This window comes from Streptomyces sp. NPDC021225, from assembly GCF_044332865.1.
GTDB lineage: Bacteria > Actinomycetota > Actinomycetes > Streptomycetales > Streptomycetaceae > Streptomyces.
On the sequence record NZ_JBIRPV010000010.1, the window covers coordinates 1 to 15,164 of the forward strand.

At 70.5% G+C, this 15,164-nt stretch carries 16 protein-coding genes and 6 tRNA genes; 14 read left to right on the top strand and 8 right to left on the bottom strand.

From position 1 onward, the window contains the following. Positions 1 to 183 precede the first annotated feature (183 nt). Together ACH4S9_RS33935 and ACH4S9_RS33940 are read left to right on the top strand one after the other, a co-directional pair. On the top strand, positions 184 to 1,044 hold the full coding sequence (locus ACH4S9_RS33935; protein ID WP_398375629.1) for a phosphotransferase: 861 nt from the start codon (positions 184 to 186) through the stop codon (positions 1,042 to 1,044). A gap of 72 nt (positions 1,045 to 1,116) precedes the next feature. Next, positions 1,117 to 1,401, top strand: coding sequence for a zf-TFIIB domain-containing protein (locus ACH4S9_RS33940; protein ID WP_385345584.1), 285 nt, complete (start codon positions 1,117 to 1,119; stop codon positions 1,399 to 1,401). 54 nt (positions 1,402 to 1,455) lie between these two features. Here the strand turns inward: ACH4S9_RS33940 and ACH4S9_RS33945 are convergent. The 5 genes from ACH4S9_RS33945 to ACH4S9_RS33965 all read right to left on the bottom strand — a co-directional run bounded on the left by ACH4S9_RS33945 (position 1,456) and on the right by ACH4S9_RS33965 (position 1,901). Further along, positions 1,456 to 1,527 (bottom strand) — tRNA-Val (locus tag ACH4S9_RS33945). Between the two features lie 34 nt (positions 1,528 to 1,561). After that, positions 1,562 to 1,633, bottom strand: a tRNA-Val gene (locus ACH4S9_RS33950). A gap of 23 nt (positions 1,634 to 1,656) precedes the next feature. Continuing rightward, positions 1,657 to 1,728, bottom strand: a tRNA-Val gene (locus ACH4S9_RS33955). 1 nt (position 1,729) lies between these two features. Continuing rightward, positions 1,730 to 1,800, bottom strand: a tRNA-Cys gene (locus ACH4S9_RS33960). Between the two features lie 28 nt (positions 1,801 to 1,828). Further along, a tRNA-Gly gene (locus tag ACH4S9_RS33965) sits at positions 1,829 to 1,901 on the bottom strand. Positions 1,902 to 2,072: 171 nt separating this feature from the next. On the opposite strand from ACH4S9_RS33965, the gene ACH4S9_RS33970 reads away from it, so the two are divergent. From ACH4S9_RS33970 to ACH4S9_RS33980, 3 genes are read left to right on the top strand one after another with little or no spacing between them, the layout of a single operon-like run. Continuing rightward, a complete protein-coding gene (locus tag ACH4S9_RS33970) occupies positions 2,073 to 3,131 on the top strand; it encodes a chorismate-binding protein (RefSeq protein WP_398375429.1) in 1,059 nt (352 codons plus the stop codon). Beyond that, positions 3,128 to 3,955, top strand: a complete 828-nt coding sequence (locus tag ACH4S9_RS33975) for an aminotransferase class IV (RefSeq protein ID WP_398375430.1) — start codon at positions 3,128 to 3,130, stop codon at positions 3,953 to 3,955. Before ACH4S9_RS33970 ends, ACH4S9_RS33975 begins: the two co-directional genes overlap by 4 nt. 58 nt (positions 3,956 to 4,013) lie before the next feature. Beyond that, the gene (locus ACH4S9_RS33980) at positions 4,014 to 4,862 is read left to right on the top strand and encodes a GNAT family N-acetyltransferase (RefSeq protein WP_398375432.1); all 849 of its coding nucleotides are present in this window, start codon (positions 4,014 to 4,016) and stop codon (positions 4,860 to 4,862) included. Between the two features lie 15 nt (positions 4,863 to 4,877). Here the strand turns inward: ACH4S9_RS33980 and ACH4S9_RS33985 are convergent, their stop codons facing one another. Beyond that, entirely contained in the window at positions 4,878 to 5,426 is a 549-nt protein-coding gene (locus ACH4S9_RS33985; RefSeq protein ID WP_398375434.1) for a DsbA family protein, read from the bottom strand. Positions 5,427 to 5,615: 189 nt separating this feature from the next. On the opposite strand from ACH4S9_RS33985, the gene ACH4S9_RS33990 reads away from it, so the two are divergent. Both ACH4S9_RS33990 and ACH4S9_RS33995 read left to right on the top strand, forming a co-directional pair. Continuing rightward, positions 5,616 to 6,044 (top strand): hypothetical protein, encoded by a 429-nt coding sequence (locus tag ACH4S9_RS33990; RefSeq protein ID WP_311725770.1) that lies wholly within the window; start codon positions 5,616 to 5,618, stop codon positions 6,042 to 6,044. 67 nt (positions 6,045 to 6,111) lie between these two features. Further along, positions 6,112 to 6,282: a hypothetical protein gene (locus ACH4S9_RS33995; protein WP_311725771.1), complete on the top strand. Its 171-nt coding sequence runs from the start codon at positions 6,112 to 6,114 to the stop codon at positions 6,280 to 6,282. 29 nt (positions 6,283 to 6,311) lie between these two features. On the opposite strand, the gene ACH4S9_RS34000 is transcribed toward ACH4S9_RS33995, so the two are convergent. Then, positions 6,312 to 6,869, bottom strand: coding sequence for a CGNR zinc finger domain-containing protein (locus tag ACH4S9_RS34000; protein ID WP_311725772.1), 558 nt, complete (start codon positions 6,867 to 6,869; stop codon positions 6,312 to 6,314). A 241-nt stretch (positions 6,870 to 7,110) separates the two neighbouring features. Next, complete coding sequence (locus ACH4S9_RS34005) at positions 7,111 to 7,524, bottom strand: SsgA family sporulation/cell division regulator (protein ID WP_003959770.1); 414 nt, start codon at positions 7,522 to 7,524, stop codon at positions 7,111 to 7,113. A 190-nt stretch (positions 7,525 to 7,714) separates the two neighbouring features. Here ACH4S9_RS34005 and ACH4S9_RS34010 point away from each other — a divergent pair, with 190 nt between their 5' ends. From ACH4S9_RS34010 to ACH4S9_RS34040, 7 genes are all read left to right on the top strand, one after another. Next, positions 7,715 to 8,170 (top strand): TIGR02611 family protein, encoded by a 456-nt coding sequence (locus tag ACH4S9_RS34010; RefSeq protein WP_311725773.1) that lies wholly within the window; start codon positions 7,715 to 7,717, stop codon positions 8,168 to 8,170. A gap of 72 nt (positions 8,171 to 8,242) precedes the next feature. Next, positions 8,243 to 8,314 (top strand) — tRNA-Val (locus ACH4S9_RS34015). A 222-nt stretch (positions 8,315 to 8,536) separates the two neighbouring features. After that, entirely contained in the window at positions 8,537 to 9,814 is a 1,278-nt protein-coding gene (locus ACH4S9_RS34020; protein ID WP_311725774.1) for a sugar ABC transporter substrate-binding protein, read from the top strand. Between the two features lie 11 nt (positions 9,815 to 9,825). Next, positions 9,826 to 10,827 carry a sugar ABC transporter permease gene (locus tag ACH4S9_RS34025; protein WP_311725775.1) on the top strand — a complete coding sequence of 334 codons (1,002 nt, stop codon included), beginning with the start codon at positions 9,826 to 9,828 and terminating at the stop codon, positions 10,825 to 10,827. Further along, on the top strand, positions 10,824 to 11,681 hold the full coding sequence (locus tag ACH4S9_RS34030; protein ID WP_311725776.1) for a carbohydrate ABC transporter permease: 858 nt from the start codon (positions 10,824 to 10,826) through the stop codon (positions 11,679 to 11,681). The genes ACH4S9_RS34025 and ACH4S9_RS34030 overlap by 4 nt, the downstream gene beginning before the upstream one ends. A gap of 11 nt (positions 11,682 to 11,692) precedes the next feature. Then, complete coding sequence (locus tag ACH4S9_RS34035; RefSeq protein WP_311725777.1) at positions 11,693 to 12,310, top strand: DUF624 domain-containing protein; 618 nt, start codon at positions 11,693 to 11,695, stop codon at positions 12,308 to 12,310. Between the two features lie 71 nt (positions 12,311 to 12,381). Further along, entirely contained in the window at positions 12,382 to 15,114 is a 2,733-nt protein-coding gene (locus ACH4S9_RS34040; RefSeq protein ID WP_398375438.1) for a Tat pathway signal sequence domain protein, read from the top strand. Positions 15,115 to 15,164 lie beyond the last annotated feature (50 nt).

The window sequence follows — 15,164 nt, forward strand, 5'->3', positions numbered from 1 at the left end:
CATATTTACGGCGCCGGTGCCCGGAAACGCTGACTGGGCCGGAACTTCGCGCCACAAATATGCGTAAGCGTCCAGGGCACCACCCCTGCACCCCCACCCCCTCCCGTCTCGTTCGCGGCTCCCCCGCCGTCCTAAGATCCGGGAGAGTCACCACGCCGTACCGGATGGAGAGCCGTGAGCGGAATCGTCTCGCAGCTGGTTGACCTCGTCGGCCGGGGGGAGGCGCGGCATGAGGCCGTCGTGTTGGCGGACCGGGACGACGGCACCGTCGTGCGGCGCGGTCCGGTCGTGGCCAAGGCGCACGCCCCCGGCGTGGATCCGGGGGAGCTGGCCGTCAGGGTGGGGGTCGCTGCCCAGTGTGAGGGCGTCCTGCTTCCGCCGCTGCGGGGGCCCGAGGTCCTGCCCGGCGGGCGGATGGTGACGGTGTGGCCGTACGGGGAGCCGGTGTCACCGGAGGAGCCGGAGGCCGCCCCGTGGGCGGAGGCCGGCGCGCTGCTGGCGCGGCTGCACGCCGTGGCTCCTGGGCCGCTGCCGCCGATGCGCGGGCCTGCCAAGGCCGCCCGTGCCGTGGCCCGGCTGTGCGCGATGGACGGAGGCGGGGCGGCGGCCGAGGCCGTGCTGCGGGCCTGGGCCGCGCTGCCGGGCTGGGCGCGGGGCGAGGGTGCGGCCCCGGAGGGCGCGCTGTGCCATGGCGATTTCCACCTGGGCCAGTTGGTGAGGCGCGCCACGGGGTGGCTGCTGATCGACGTGGACGACCTCGGCCTCGGCGATCCCGCGTGGGACCTCGCGCGCCCCGCCGCCTGGTACGCCGCCGGGCTGCTCGCCCCGGAGGACTGGGCGCGCTTCCTGGAGGCGTACCGCGCGGCGGGTGGTTCGGCCGTGCGGGGCGGCCAAGAGGACCCGTGGGCGCGGCTCGATGTGCCCGCACGCGCCCTGACCGTGCAGATGTCGGCGCTGGCGCTCGCCAAGGGGCGTCCGTTGGACGAGGCCCAGGAGGCCATGGTGGAGTCCTGTGTCCGCATCGCCCGGCTTGCCGCGGCGTAGGGTGAAGTCAACGCCGCCGGGCGGCTGTTCCGGCAGCGCTTTTTGTCTGAATGCTGAGGAGTTGAGCGGACCATGCAGTGTCCCAAGTGCCATGCGCCGATGCACACGTACAACCGCAATGGCGTCCAGATCGAGCAGTGCAGCGGCTGCCGGGGGATCTTTCTGGACTACGGGGAGCTGGAGGCGCTGACCCGGCTCGAGTCGCAGTGGGGCGGGCAGGTTCCGCCGGCCCCGCCGGCCCCGCCCGCCCCTCAGGCGTACCCGGCCGCGCCCGCCTGGGGCGCCCCGCAGCATGGCCACCACGGCCACCACGGTCATCACAAGCGTGGCTTCGGCCACATGCTCTTCTCTTCCTGAGCGCGCATACGACTGAGGGCCGGGGCTCGATGCCCCGGCCCTCGGCCGATCATGTGGACGATACTGGGATTGAACCAGTGACCTCTTCCGTGTCAGGGAAGCGCTCTCCCGCTGAGCTAATCGTCCCGGGCACCGCGATGAAGATCGCGGTGCCGTGGTGTGCGCGATACTGGGATTGAACCAGTGACCTCTTCCGTGTCAGGGAAGCGCTCTCCCGCTGAGCTAATCGCGCGGGTGGGCCCGTGAGGACCCGAGTGGACGATACTGGGATTGAACCAGTGACCTCTTCCGTGTCAGGGAAGCGCTCTCCCGCTGAGCTAATCGTCCGAGGTGGAGACGGGATTTGAACCCGTGTAGACGGCTTTGCAGGCCGTTGCCTCGCCTCTCGGCCACTCCACCAGACGCAGGGGCCGAAACCCCCACTCCGAGCGGACGACGAGATTCGAACTCGCGACCCTCACCTTGGCAAGGTGATGCTCTACCAACTGAGCCACGTCCGCAGGTGTCGTTTCTCCGGGGCGCTCCCGCGTCCCGGCGACGTGTTGAACTCTAGCGGATTCCCGGGCCAGCTCAAATTCCGTTTGCGTACCGTGCTCCCTCCGTTTCCGCAGCGTGCCGCCGTGAACGACCTCCCGCCGCACCGCCGAGGCGGCCGCCATACACTCGCAACCGTGTACGACCTGCCCCCTCTCGCCCGCTTCGGCGGCCTCCTCGCCACCGATCTGCGCGAGGTGACGAGCGATCCCGCGGCCCTGGACTCCAGGGGCTTCTGGGCGGTGGTCGCGGACTTCGAGGGCGGTCTGGTGTGCGCGCGCTTCGGGGACGTCAGGCCTGATCCGGTGCCGGACCCGGTGCCCGGCCGCTGGCGCGGTCCCGCTCCGGCGGACTGGACCTCGTCGCTGGACCGCGCGGCGTACACCGAGGGCGTACGGCGGATCCGGCGGCGCATCGCGACGGGCGAGGTGTACCAGGTGAATCTGTGCCGGGTGCTGTCCGCGCCGCTGCCCGAGCCCGACCGCGCCGACGTGGACGCACTGAGTGCGCTGCTGGCGCTGGGCAACCCCGCCCCGTACGCCGGCACCGTCCGTCTGCCCGCTCGGGGCGTGGAGGTCGCCACGGCCTCGCCCGAGCTCTTTCTACGGCGGGACGGGCGGGTTGTCGAGTCCGGCCCGATCAAGGGCACCGGGCGCGAGGCGACGGACCTGCTGGAGAAGGACCACGCCGAGAACGTGATGATCGTGGACCTGGTCCGCAACGACCTGGGGCGGGTCTGCGCCCCCGGGTCGGTGACGGTTCCCGCGCTCTGCTCGGTCGAGCCGCACCCCGGGCTGGTGCACCTCGTCTCCACGGTGCGCGGGGAGCTGGCGGAGGGCGTGGGCTGGCCGGAGCTGCTCGCGGCGGCGTTTCCGCCCGGGTCGGTCACCGGGGCGCCCAAGTCCAGTGCGCTGCGCATCATCGAGGAGCTGGAGACCGCGCCCCGCGGCCCGTACTGCGGCGGTGTCGGATGGGTCGACGCCGACCGCGGCACCGGCGAGCTGGCGGTGGGGATACGCACCTTCTGGATCGACCGCGGGGCGGTCGGCGGCCCCGCGCTGCGCTTCGGCACCGGGGCGGGCATCACCTGGGGCTCCGACCCGGAGCGCGAATGGGACGAAACCGAACTCAAGGCCGCCCGGCTGCTCGAGGTAGCGTCGGGGGCACATCAGCCGACGGGAGGCACCGCACGATGACAGTCGCCATCTGGCTCGACGGTTCGCTGCGTGAGGCGGACAGCGCGCGGGTGTCCGTTTTCGACCATGGGCTGACGGTCGGCGACGGCGTCTTCGAGACGGTCAAGGCGGTGGACGGGCGGGCCTTCGCGCTCACCCGCCATCTGCACCGGCTGGCCGGCTCGGCCCGCGGCCTGGGGCTGCCGGCCCCGGACCTGGACGAGGTGCGGCGGGGCTGCGAGGCGGTGCTGGACGCCAACGCGGTGCCGCTGGGGCGGCTGCGGATCACCTATACGGGAGGGGTCTCACCGCTCGGCTCCGACCGGGGCACGGCGGGACCCACGCTGGTCGTTGCGGTCGTCGAGACCGAGCGGCGGCCCGATACGACGGCGGTGGTCACCGTCCCGTGGACCCGCAACGAACGCGGGGCGCTGGCGGGCCTGAAGACCACCTCGTACGGCGAGAACGTGGTGGCGCTCGCCCGGGCGCGGGAGCACGGCGCGAGCGAGGCGCTGTTCGGCAACACCGTGGGGCGGCTGTGCGAGGGCACCGGCACCAATGTCTTCGTGGTTCTCGACGGGGAGCTGCACACCCCGCCGCTGGCCTCCGGCTGCCTCGCGGGCATCACCCGGCAGCTGGTGATCGACTGGGTGGGGGCGAAGGAGACCGATCTGCCCTTCGACGTCCTGGAGCGGGCGGAGGAGATCTTCCTCACCTCCACCACCCGGGACGTCCAGGCCGTGCACCGGCTGGACGAGCGGCCGCTGCCGGGCGCGCCGGGCCCGGTGACCGCGGAGGCGATGCGGATCTTCACCGAGCGGGCGGCCGACGACCTCGATCCCTGAGGGCGGTTCGCCGCGAAAATCTGGTGACGATCGTGCGTCGGGTAGGTAGAACACCATCGTGACCACCACCCTGCGGCCCACCGGGCCGGAACAGCACACCGACGCGGGCGGCCGGGCCCGCGCGTACGAGGTCTGTGTCAACGGCCGCGCCGTAGGCACGCTCCGCCTCGCCACCGGCGACCGGCTGGGCCCGGAGGTCGGGCGGATCGAGCGGCTGCACATCGACGAGCCGGACCGGCATCGCGGCCGGGGCACCGTCGCCGCGCTGGCCGCCGAGGAGGTGCTGCGCGGCTGGGGCTGTACGCAGGCCGAGGTGAGCATTCCGGCGCAGGCCACGACCGGGCTCGGGCTCGCGGGCGCGCTCGGCTTCGGCGAGCGCAGCCGCAACATGGTCAAGGAGCTGTCCGAGGCGCCCGAACTGCCGCCGGGCAGCGAGGTGCGGGCCATGGGGGAGGCGGAGTACCCGGCCTGGTTCGAGCACGAGCGGACCGAGCACATCCGCAGCTGGACGGAGCGGGGGGTGGCCGAGGAAGCGGCGCGGGCCAAGGCGGACACCGCCTACGCGACCCTGCTGCCGGACGGCCCCGCGACGCCCGGCACTCTGCTGCGCGTCCTCGCCCACGACGGCACCGACGTGGGCACCGTGTGGGTGGCGATACGCCCCGAGGAGGGGGTGGAGGCAGAGGGCGCCCTCGAGGGCTATGTCTTCGGCGTCGAGGTCGACGAGGAGCACCGCGGGCGCGGCCACGGCCGCACCCTCATGCTGGCCGCCGAGCGCGACGGCTTGGCGGCGGGGGCCCGCACGATCGGGCTGCATGTCTTCGGCGGCAACACCGCGGCGCTGCGGCTGTACGAGTCGCTCGGCTATCGGCCGACCGAGTACCACCTTTTCAAGCAACTGCTCTGAGCCCCGGGCGCCCGCTCACCGGGCGAGCAGCCGGTCGGCGATCGCCTCGATGCGCTCGCGTAGGCCCTCCTGGCTCTTTCCGCCGTCCAGCCGCTCGCCGCCGATCACATAGGTGGGGGTGCCGGCCACCCCGATCGCCTTGCCCTCGGCCTGGTCCGCGTCCACGATCAGGATGTGCCGCCCGTCGATCAGCGCGGTGTCCATCTCCTCGGCGTCGAGACCCAGCTCCCGCGCGACGTCGACCAGCACCACCTCGCCGCGCGCGCCCAGCTCCTCGGCGCGGGCCAGCACGGCCTCGGCGTACGGCCAGCCCCGGCCCTGCACGATGGCCTCCTCGAGGGCCTGGGCCGCGGCGTGGGCGTGCTTGTGCTTCTCCAGCGGGAAATGCCGTATGCGGATCTCCAGGGCCTCGCCGTAGCGGGCGCGCAGCGTGTTCAGGTCCGCCAGCGAACCGCGGCAGTCGGGACACTGGAGCTCGCACCACACGTCGAGCACGACGGGCTCGGGGCTGTGGTGCTCGGCGGCTTCGCCGGAGGCGGGGCGGGCAGGCTGGGGGTCGCTCATGGGGTCAGTCTTCCAGCCCGGAGCCGACTCCTCCGAATCTGCGCCGGAGAGACTGGTCGGGGAGGGGCGTCGGCCCGGGGGAGGAGTCGTTTCCCGGAGATGTCCCTGATCCTCATCCCCGATATGGCCGGAATGGCGCCGCGAGGGTGCAGGATGGAATACCGGTATCCGACGGGCAGGAGGCCCCCGATGCTGACTGACACGGTCTGCGCCGCGGCGTCCGCGGCGGGCCTCGCTGTCGCCTTTGTGACGGCGTACCGCAAGCGGTTCCTGGCCGCGACCCGGATCGCCGCCTATGCGCTGCTCCCCGTGGGCCTGGCGCTGACGGGCATCCTGGGCTGGATCGCCGACCTGGTCTTCAAGCCGAGCGTCTGGCTGGGCTTCGGGGTGCTCGGCCTGTCCTGGCTGCTGTTCCTGGTGGTCCGGGCGGTGGAGCACCGGGGCGACGGCACCCGCAAGGAGCGGCGCGCGGCGGCGGAGCGGGGCGGGGCGCAGGCGCCCGCGCCGGTCGCGGGCGGCCGGCCGAGGGGAATCAAGGGCGCGGCCAAGTCCGGAGGCAGCTCGGGCACGGAGGACTTCTCGGATATCGAGGCCATCCTCAAAAAGCACGGAATCTGACGCTCAAACGATCAATACAGCTCTCGGGTCGCAGGTGGGGTCCCCCTGCGCCATGATCATGCGCGAGATGCTGCAAACACCCGGGGAGCCATCCCCCCTCGAAAGACCCCCTGCACCGCCGAGCGAAGAGCCACGTGGCTGTCTCTTCGCCCTCTCCCAGCCGCCGCTGATGCTCTTCCTCGCGTTCATAGGCACCCTGCTGTTCGTCACCGCCGTCCACGACCTCTACCGGTGGTGAGGGCCGCCCTGGGCCCTGGTCGGGCGTCCTCAGCCCGCGGCCTCCCGGCGCCGGGCCCGGTAGGCCGCCACATGCAGGCGATTGCCGCAGGTGCGGCTGTCGCAGTAGCGCCGTGAGCGGTTGCGCGAGAGGTCGACGAAGGCGTGTCCGCAGTCCGGCGCCTCGCAGCGCCGCAGCCGTTCCCGCTCGCCCGCCACCACGAGAAACGCCAGCGCCATGCCGCCGTCGGCGGCCAGGTGCTCGGCCAGCGACGCCCCTGGGGCGAAGTAGTGCACATGCCAGTCGTAGCCGTCGTGGTCGGTGAGCCGGGGGGTGGTGCCGGCCGCGGCGATCATCGTGTTGAGCAGCTCGGAGGCGCGCCGGGAGTCGGGCGCCGCGAAGACCTCGGCGAATCGGTCGCGCACCGCGCGTGCGGCCTCCAGATCCCGCTCCCCGAGCGTGCCGACGTCGCTGATGGCGTGGTCCGCCACAAAGCGGCGCAGCGTGGCGACATCCGCGAGGGCGTCCGGGCCGTCGTCCTCGGGCGAGGTGTTCACCAGAGCGACGACCGCGTCGAGCGCGCACCGGGTGTCGTGGTTGATCAGCACGGTTGGCTCCCTGGCCGGCCGGATCGGAGGCTGCTGTCGCCTGCCCTTCGATCTGACCGACTCTAGCGGGCCATCCGCCCGGCGGGCGGACGATATGGCGGTGCCGTCGCCGCGGACCGCTCCGCGGCGACGGCACCGCCGCCTGCCGTATGCCGTTGTCGATATGTCGCTGTCTTCCTGTCGCGGCCGGGCTCGCGCCGTCTCCCCGAGTCGGACGGCCGCGCTCAGCTCTCGCCGGGGCTCAGCTCTCCGCCAGGATGTGGGAGAGCTCGGTGTCGAGATCGAAGTGGCGGTGCTCGGTGCCGGGTGGCACCGCGGCGTCGGTCCGCTTCAGGAACGACTCCAGGGCCCGCGCCGGGGCTTCGAGCAGTGCCTCTCCCTCTGGGGAGCTCAGGGCGATGCAGACGACGCCCTGCCCATGGCTGCGGGACGGCCACACGCGGACGTCGCCGGTGCCGGTGGGCCGGTGCAGGCCCTCGGCGAGCAGGTCGCGGGCGAACACCCATTCGACCGTCTCTTCGGCTCCGGTGTGGAAGGTGGCGTGCACGGCGTAGGGATCGGCCGTGTCGTACCGCAGGCCCGCGGGTACAGGCAGTGAGGACTCGCTCGACACAACGAGGCGCAGGTGCAGCTCGCAGCTGACCGTGGTGTTCATAAGCGCCAGGGCCTTTCGCTCAGTGTGCGCTCGGGGATTCGCACGTCGGCGAAATCGACATGCCACCTACGGTGCCGTTGTAAACCCCTCTGACCGTTTTGTGGTCCTTCCAGTAGCTCTAGCAGCGGAGTCTCCGGGCGGCGGGTACCGCCATTCCGGTGACTCTTTTCGATCAGGTAAGTTGGGTCACATGAACGCGGAGAGTGACGAGCGGCAGGAAGTCGCCAAATCGGCGGCCTCGCAGGCCGCAGCGGGGGAGAGCGCCTCTGGTGGGCCGGGTTTCGGCTCGCGGGCGCCGCAGTTCATCCAGAAGTCCCGGGCGCTGCATCTGAGCTGGCAGGTCGGGGTGTTCATCGTCGGGCTCGCGGTCGTGATCATAGGCATCATCATGCTGCCGCTGCCCGGCCCGGGATGGCTGGTGATCTTCGCCGGCATGGCGATCTGGGCGACCGAGTTCGTCTGGGCCCAGCTGGTGCTGCGCTGGACCAAGCGGAAGGTCACGGAGGCGGCGCAGCGCGCCCTGGATCCCCGGGTGCGCAAGCGCAATCTGATTCTGACCACGATCGGGGTGGTGATCTGCGCGGCGGCGGTGACCGTGTACGTGTGGAAGTTCGGGCTGGTCATGCCGTGGAAGATCAAGGAGTGAGTCGCCCCTGGTGAGGCCGGTGCGGTTGGTGAAGGGCACCGTCCGGCATGCGCTAGGGTTGGGCGTGCGCCAGGGCGATTAGCTCAGTGGGAGAGCGCTTCGTTCACACCGAAGAGGTCACTGGTTCGAACCCAGTATCGCCCACCCTGGACCGAGGGCCCGGAGGCTTTGATGCCTCCGGGCCCTCGGCGTTGTCACCCGCGGTGACGACCTGATCGGGTCGCTCGGGTGAAGCGCTTCGAATCGATCCTGTCCGAACCGTTGACGTCTCCGGACCTACCTTCATAACTTAGCCCGGCAAGCGCTTGCCTAAAACGTTTCAAGGCTCGTTGGGCGGTCGGATGACATGCCCGGGAGGGGCGTCTCATGGGTGCTCGATGGGTGCGGGGCGGCAGAGGGTTGCGAGCGGCCGCGGTGGGTCTGCTCGGGCTGGGGCTGCTGGCCTCGGGATGCGGCGGGAGCAGTGGCTCGGGCGATGGCAAGGTGACCATCCGCTACTCCTGGTGGGGCGCGAAGGACCGCGCCGAACTGATCCAGAAGACGGTCGCGCTGTTCGAGAAGAAATATCCGAATATCGAGGTGAAGACGGATTTCGCCGAGTACGCCGACTTCTGGAGCAAGTTCAACACCCAGGCCGCGGGCGGAAACCCGCCCGATGTCTTCCAGAACTCGGTCGCTTTCCTGCGCAAGTACGGCGAGAAGAACATTCTGCTGGACCTGAATCAGCAGGTGAAAGCCGGAAACCTGAGCATGAAGGACTTCCGGTCCGGCCTGGAGAAGGCCGGTGAGGTCGACGGCAAGCTCTACGGTGTGCCGGTCGGCGTCAACACCTTTGCCATGTTCTACAACCCCGCCGAGTTCAAGAAGATCGGGGTGACCCCCAAGGACGGGTGGACCTGGGACGAGTTCTTCTCCGCCGCCGAGAAGGTCAGCCAGGACAAGGGGGACCTCTACGGCGCCAGTGACAACGCCGGGGTGATGTACCTCTACGACCTGTATCTGCGCCAGGAGGGCAAGGCCTTCTTCACCGAGGACAAGAAGCTCGGCTTCACCGAGGACGACCTCAAGAAGTGGTGGGGCGACTGGTACGCGAAGAACAAGGACGGCGTGCTGGTCCCGGCCAAGAAGAGCGAGCAGGTCAAGCCGAAGGCCACGATCAGCGGCGACCTCGCCGCCGCCGAGTTCACCTGGGACAACTTCCTGGTCCGCTTCGCCGCCGAGACCAAGACCGAACTCGACCTCGGCCCGATCCCGACCCTGGACGGGAAGCGGACCGGACAGTACCTCTCCTCGCTGATGCTGAGCGGCTCCAACCGCACCAAGCACCCCAAGGAAGTCGCGCAGTTCATCGACTTCATGACCCATGACCCCGAGGTCGGCAAGATCATGGGCTACAACCGCGGGGTGCTGCCCACCAACGCGCAGTACGACGCGTTCAAGCCCACCGGAGTGAACGCCAAGATCGCCCAGTACGAGGAGAGCGTCACCGACAAGCTGGAGCCGATCACCCCGCACCCGGCCGGCGCGGATGTCGCCGAGGCCGCCTTCCTGCGTATCTACGGCCAGGTCAACCAGGGCAAGACCTCGGTGGACGACGCCGTGGACCAGTTCTTCAGCGAGGCGAAGACCGCGCTCGGCTCCTGAGGAGATCTTCCGTGACCCCTACCAAGACCTCCGTGGCGGACGACCTCGGCCGGAAGGGATCCGCGCCGCGGAAGGCCGAGGCCCCGCCGCCCGCGCCCGCCGCCCTCGCGCGGCGGCGGGCGCGCCGGGAGACGCTGGCCGGGTATCTCTTCCTGACGCCGTGGTGCATCGGGATCCTGCTGCTCACCCTCGGCCCGATGCTCGTCTCGCTCTACCTGGCGTTCACCGACTACAACCTCTTCGACTCGCCCAAGTGGGTCGGGCTGAAGAACTTCCAGGAGATGTTCGACGACGACCGGTGGTGGAACTCGGTCGACGTCACCCTGAAGTACGTCCTGATCGGCACCCCGCTGAAGCTGCTGATCGCGCTCGGCGTGGCGATGCTGCTGGTCAAGCCCCGTAAAGGGCAGGGCTTTTACCGCTCGGCCTTCTACGCCCCGTCCCTGATCGGCGCCAGCGTCAGCATCGGCATCGTGTGGCGGTCGATCTTCCAGGACGATGCGATCGTCGACAAGTCGATGAGTCTCTTCGGCTGGGACGTGGGCGGCTGGATCGGTGACCCGGACTGGATGCTGCCCACGCTCATCACGCTGACCGTCTGGCAGTTCGGCGCCCCGATGGTGATCTTCCTGGCCGGGCTCAAGCAGGTGCCCCGCGAGCTGTACGAGGCCGCGGAGATGGACGGCGCGGGGCCCTGGCGCCGGTTCCGTTCCATCACCCTGCCGATGATTTCCCCGGTGCTCTTCTTCAATCTGCTGCTGGAGATCATCCACTCGTTCCAGGTCTTCACCTCGGCGGTGGTCATCGGCGGCACCGGAGGCTCCGGGGCGGGCGGTCCGGCCGACTCGCTGCTGGTCTACACCTGGTACCTGTACGAGCAGGGCTTCCGCAATATGCGCATGGGCTACGCCTCCGCGATGGCGTGGATGCTGATGCTCGGCATCGGTCTGGTGACGGTGGTGCTGTTCAAGACTCAGCGCGGCTGGGTGCACTACGAGGAGGATGCCCGGTGAGTGCGTTGACCAGTACGGCCCGGCGCAGGGTGCGGTCCGTGGGCTGGCATGTGGGGGCGCTCGCGCTGCTGGCCGTGATCCTCTACCCCGTGGTGTGGGTGATCGGCGCCTCGTTCAAGCCCGGCGACAAGATCGTCGGCAGCCTGGAGCTGCTGCCCACCGACCCCATCACCGACAACTACCGGCGGCTGTCGGAGGGCATCGCCGACATCCCGATCACCAGCTTCTTCTACAACTCGCTGTTCATCTCGGTGGGTTCGGTGATCGGGGTGCTGTTCTCCTGCTCCCTGGCGGCCTACGCCTTCGCCAGGATCCGCTTCGCCGGGCGCAACGCGCTGTTCACGGTCATGATCGCCACGCTGCTGCTGCCCTTCCAGGTGCTGATCATTCCGCAGTACGTGCTGTTCCAGAAGCTCGACCTGATCAACACCTTCTGGCCGTTGCTGCTCGGCAAATACCTGGCCGTGGACGCCTTCTTCGTCTTCCTGATGATGCAGTTCATGCGCAACCTCCCCACGGAGCTGGACGAGGCGGCCCGTATCGACGGCTGCGGCCATCTGCGCATCTACTGGAACATCGTGCTCCCGCTGTGCCGCCCGGCCCTGATCACGAGCGCGATCTTCAGCTTCATCTGGTCCTGGAACGACTTCATCGGACCCCTGCTGTATCTGAACACCACGGACAAGTACACGGTCTCGCTCGGGCTGAAGATGTTCATCGACCAGGACACCGTCGCCGACTACGGCGGCATGGTCGCCATGTCGCTGGTGGCCCTGGCGCCCGTGCTGCTGTTCTTCCTCGCCTTCCAGCGCTATCTGGTCGAGGGCGCGGCGACCTCCGGGCTCAAGGGCTGAGGGGCGGCCCCATGGACGTACGGGAGACCAGCCCCCGGACGCGGGGCGGGCGGGCGGCGTCGCGGCGGGAATCGCGGCTGTTCCTCTTCTCCGTGTTCGCCGAGAGTCTGCTGACCGGGGTGTGGGTGGTGCTCGCCGCGCTGCCCGTGGTCACCCTGCTGCCCGCCTTCGCGGCCGGCTGCGCGCATCTGCGCCGCCACCTGGACGGCGAGCGCTCCACCTGGCGGGACTTCCTCTCCGGGCTGCGGGAGGCGACGCGCAGCGGCTGGCGGTTCTCCCTCCTGTGGTGGGCGGCGCTCGCGCTGCTCGCCTTCGATCTGCGCGTGGCCCGCTCCGGGGCGCTGCCCGGAGGGCCCGTACTGATCGCCGTGAGCGTGACGGGGACGCTCACGGCGATCGTGCTCGGACTGCGCACCGCGGCCCAATGGCGGCCCGGCCTCGGCTGGCCCGCCGTGGCCCGGGCCGCTGTGCGCCGCGGCCTCGGCGCCGACCTGGGCGGGTCGCTGCTGCTCGTCGGCGGGCTCGCGGTGGTCACCGTCGCCACCTGGCAACTGCTGCCGCTGGCCGCACCCGCGGTCGGAGCCCTCGCGGCCTGTGCCGTCGCGGTGGAGCGGCGCGCCCGAGCCTGACGGTGGCCCGCCACAGGGCCCCCTAGCGAGCCACCCATGTGATGCACCTGACCCCCGTTGAAAGGTTGCGCATGTCTCCGATCCCCCGACGCAACGTCCTCAAGGCCGCCGCCGTCGCCGGCGCCGCGGCCCCGTTCTCCTGGCTGCTGGCCGGCAACGCCCAGCAGGCCGCGGCCGCCGACAAGGCGGCTGACGATTCCGTGGACATCACCTGGCTGGAGGACGGCGGCCTCGGCGCGGCCGCGGGCAGCACCTTCGGCGTGCCGTGGCCGAAGGGGGCCCGGCCCGCGGACCAGAAGTTCGCGCTGGCCACGGCCGACGGCAAGGACGTGCCCCTACAGACCTGGGCCACCGCCTACTGGCCGGACGGCTCGCTCAAGTGGACCGCACACGCGGCGGCGGACGGGCTCGACGGCGCCAAGACGTACCGCCTCACGGCCGGCGAGCCCGCGGCGCCCGCCAAGAAGGTCACCGTCGCCGAGAGCGGCGGCAGGATCACCGTGGACACCGGGGTGATCAAGGTCGTGGTCGGCAAGGACGGCGGGGAGCTCGTACGCTCCGTCACCCGCGGCGGCACCGAGATCGCCCGCGACGGCCGGCTGGTCCTGCTCCGCCAGGGCGACATCGACGACGGCGACCACGGCAGCGCCAAGTGGGAGCGGTTCGACGGCGAGATCAGCGGCGCCGAGGTCGAGCAGAAGGGCCCCGTCCGCGCCGTCGTCCGCATCGACGGCAAGCACCGCAAGGGCGGCCGCCGCTGGCTCCCCTTCAGCGTCCGGCTCTACTTCTACGCGGGCGCCGACTCCTTCCGCATGGTCCACACCATCACCTTCGACGGCGACCAGGAGAAGGACTTCATCCGCGGCCTGGGCGTGCGCTTCTCCGTACCCATGCGCGACGAGGCGTACGACCGGCACATCCGGATCGCGGGCGAGGGCAAGGGGTTTCTGACCGAGGCGGTCAAGGGCATCACCGGGCTGCGCCGCGACCCCGGCGCCGCCGTCCGCAAGGCCCAGTTCAAGGGCGAGAAGCTGCCCGACCCGGCCACCTGGGACCAGCGGGTGACCACCCGGCTGCACCTCATCCCCACCTGGGGCGACTACACCCTCTCCCAGCTGTCCGCCGACGGCTTCGCGCTGCGCAAGCGCACCAAGCCGGGCCACGGCTGGATCCCCGCGGGCGGGGGCGGCCGGGCGGGCGGCTTCGGCTATGTGGGCGGCGTCAGCGGCGGACTGTCCTTCGGGCTGCGCGACTTCTGGGAGAAGTTCCCCGCCCAGCTCGACATCCGGGGCGCCGCGGGCGACGAGGCCGAGGTCACCCTGTGGCTGTGGTCGCCCGAGGCCCAGCCGATGGACCTGCGCTTCTACCACGACGGCCTGGGCCAGGACACCTACCCCGAGCAGCTCGAAGGCCTCAACATCACCTACGAGGACTACGAGCCGGAGTTCGGCACCCCGTACGGCATCGCGCGCACCAGCGAGCTGATGTTCTGGGCCAACGAGACCACCCCCGGCGCCGAGGCCCTCGTCGCCCAGGCCGCCGCCGTGCGCACCCCGCCGCAACTGGCCGCCGCCCCCGCCGACCTGGCCCGCGCCAAGGTCTTCGGCGGCCTGTTCGCCCCCGTGGACCGCTCGACCGCCGCCAAGGCGAACATCGAGGACCACCTGGACTTCCTCTTCACCTACCACAAGGGCCAGGTCGAACAGCGCCGCTGGTACGGGTTCTGGGATTACGGCGACATCATGCACACCTACGACGAGGACCGGCACCAGTGGCGGTACGACGTCGGCGGCTACGCCTGGGACAACTCCGAGCTGTCCCCCGACCTGTGGCTCTGGTACGCCTATCTGCGCTCCGGCCGCGCCGACATCTTCCGGTTCGCGGAAGCCATGACCCGCCACACCGGCGAAGTGGACGTCTACCACCTCGGGACATGGGCCGGCCTCGGCACCCGCCACGGCGTACAGCACTTCGCGGACAGCGCCAAGCAGCAGCGCATCTCCACCGCCGTCTACCGGCGCCCCTACTACTACCTCACCGGCGACGAGCGCGTCGGCGACCTGATGAGCGCCCTCGTCGACTCCGACGAGACCTTCCTCGTCCTCGACCCGCAGCGCAAGGTCCGCACCGACCCCGACTACGAGCCGGACCCACACGCCCTGTCCATCGGCTTCGGCACCGACTGGAGCGGGCTCGCCGGGGCGTGGCTCACCGAATGGGAGCGGCGCGGCCCCAAGGCGGAGAAGGCCGAGGCCAGGCTGCGCAGCACCATGGAGACCATCGCCGCCCAGCCCAACGGCTTCGTGCAGGGCTCCGGGCTCTACGACCTCGCCACCGGCAAGTACGCCGTCGAGACCGAGGCGAAGGTCAGCGTCTCGCATCTGTCCGCCGTCTTCGGCCTGGTCGAGATGTGCGCCGAGCTGATCGACCTCGTCGACCTCCCGAAGTTCAAGGAGGCCTGGCTGGACTACTGCCGCTACTTCAACGCCACCAAGGCCGAGCAGAAGGCCCGCTACGGCACGGACTTCGGCTCACTGCTGCTCTTCCAGGGCCACTCGCGGCTCGACGCGTACGCCGGGGTGCAAGCGAAGGACGAGGCCCTGATCAAGCGCGCCTGGCAGAAGTTCTCCCAGGGGGACGGCTACCCCGACGCCACGACCGACTGGAAGACGGCCAAGGTGGAGGGACCCGCGGTGCTGGAGCCCGGTGTCGAGGCCACCTGGGTGTCCACCAACTCCACCGCCCAGTACGGGCTGGCCGCCATCCAGAACCTCGCGCTGATCGGGGACAAGCTGCCGGGCTGACCGGAACCGGAGCGGCCCGTCGGCCCGGCGGGCCGCTCCCGGGCCGGATC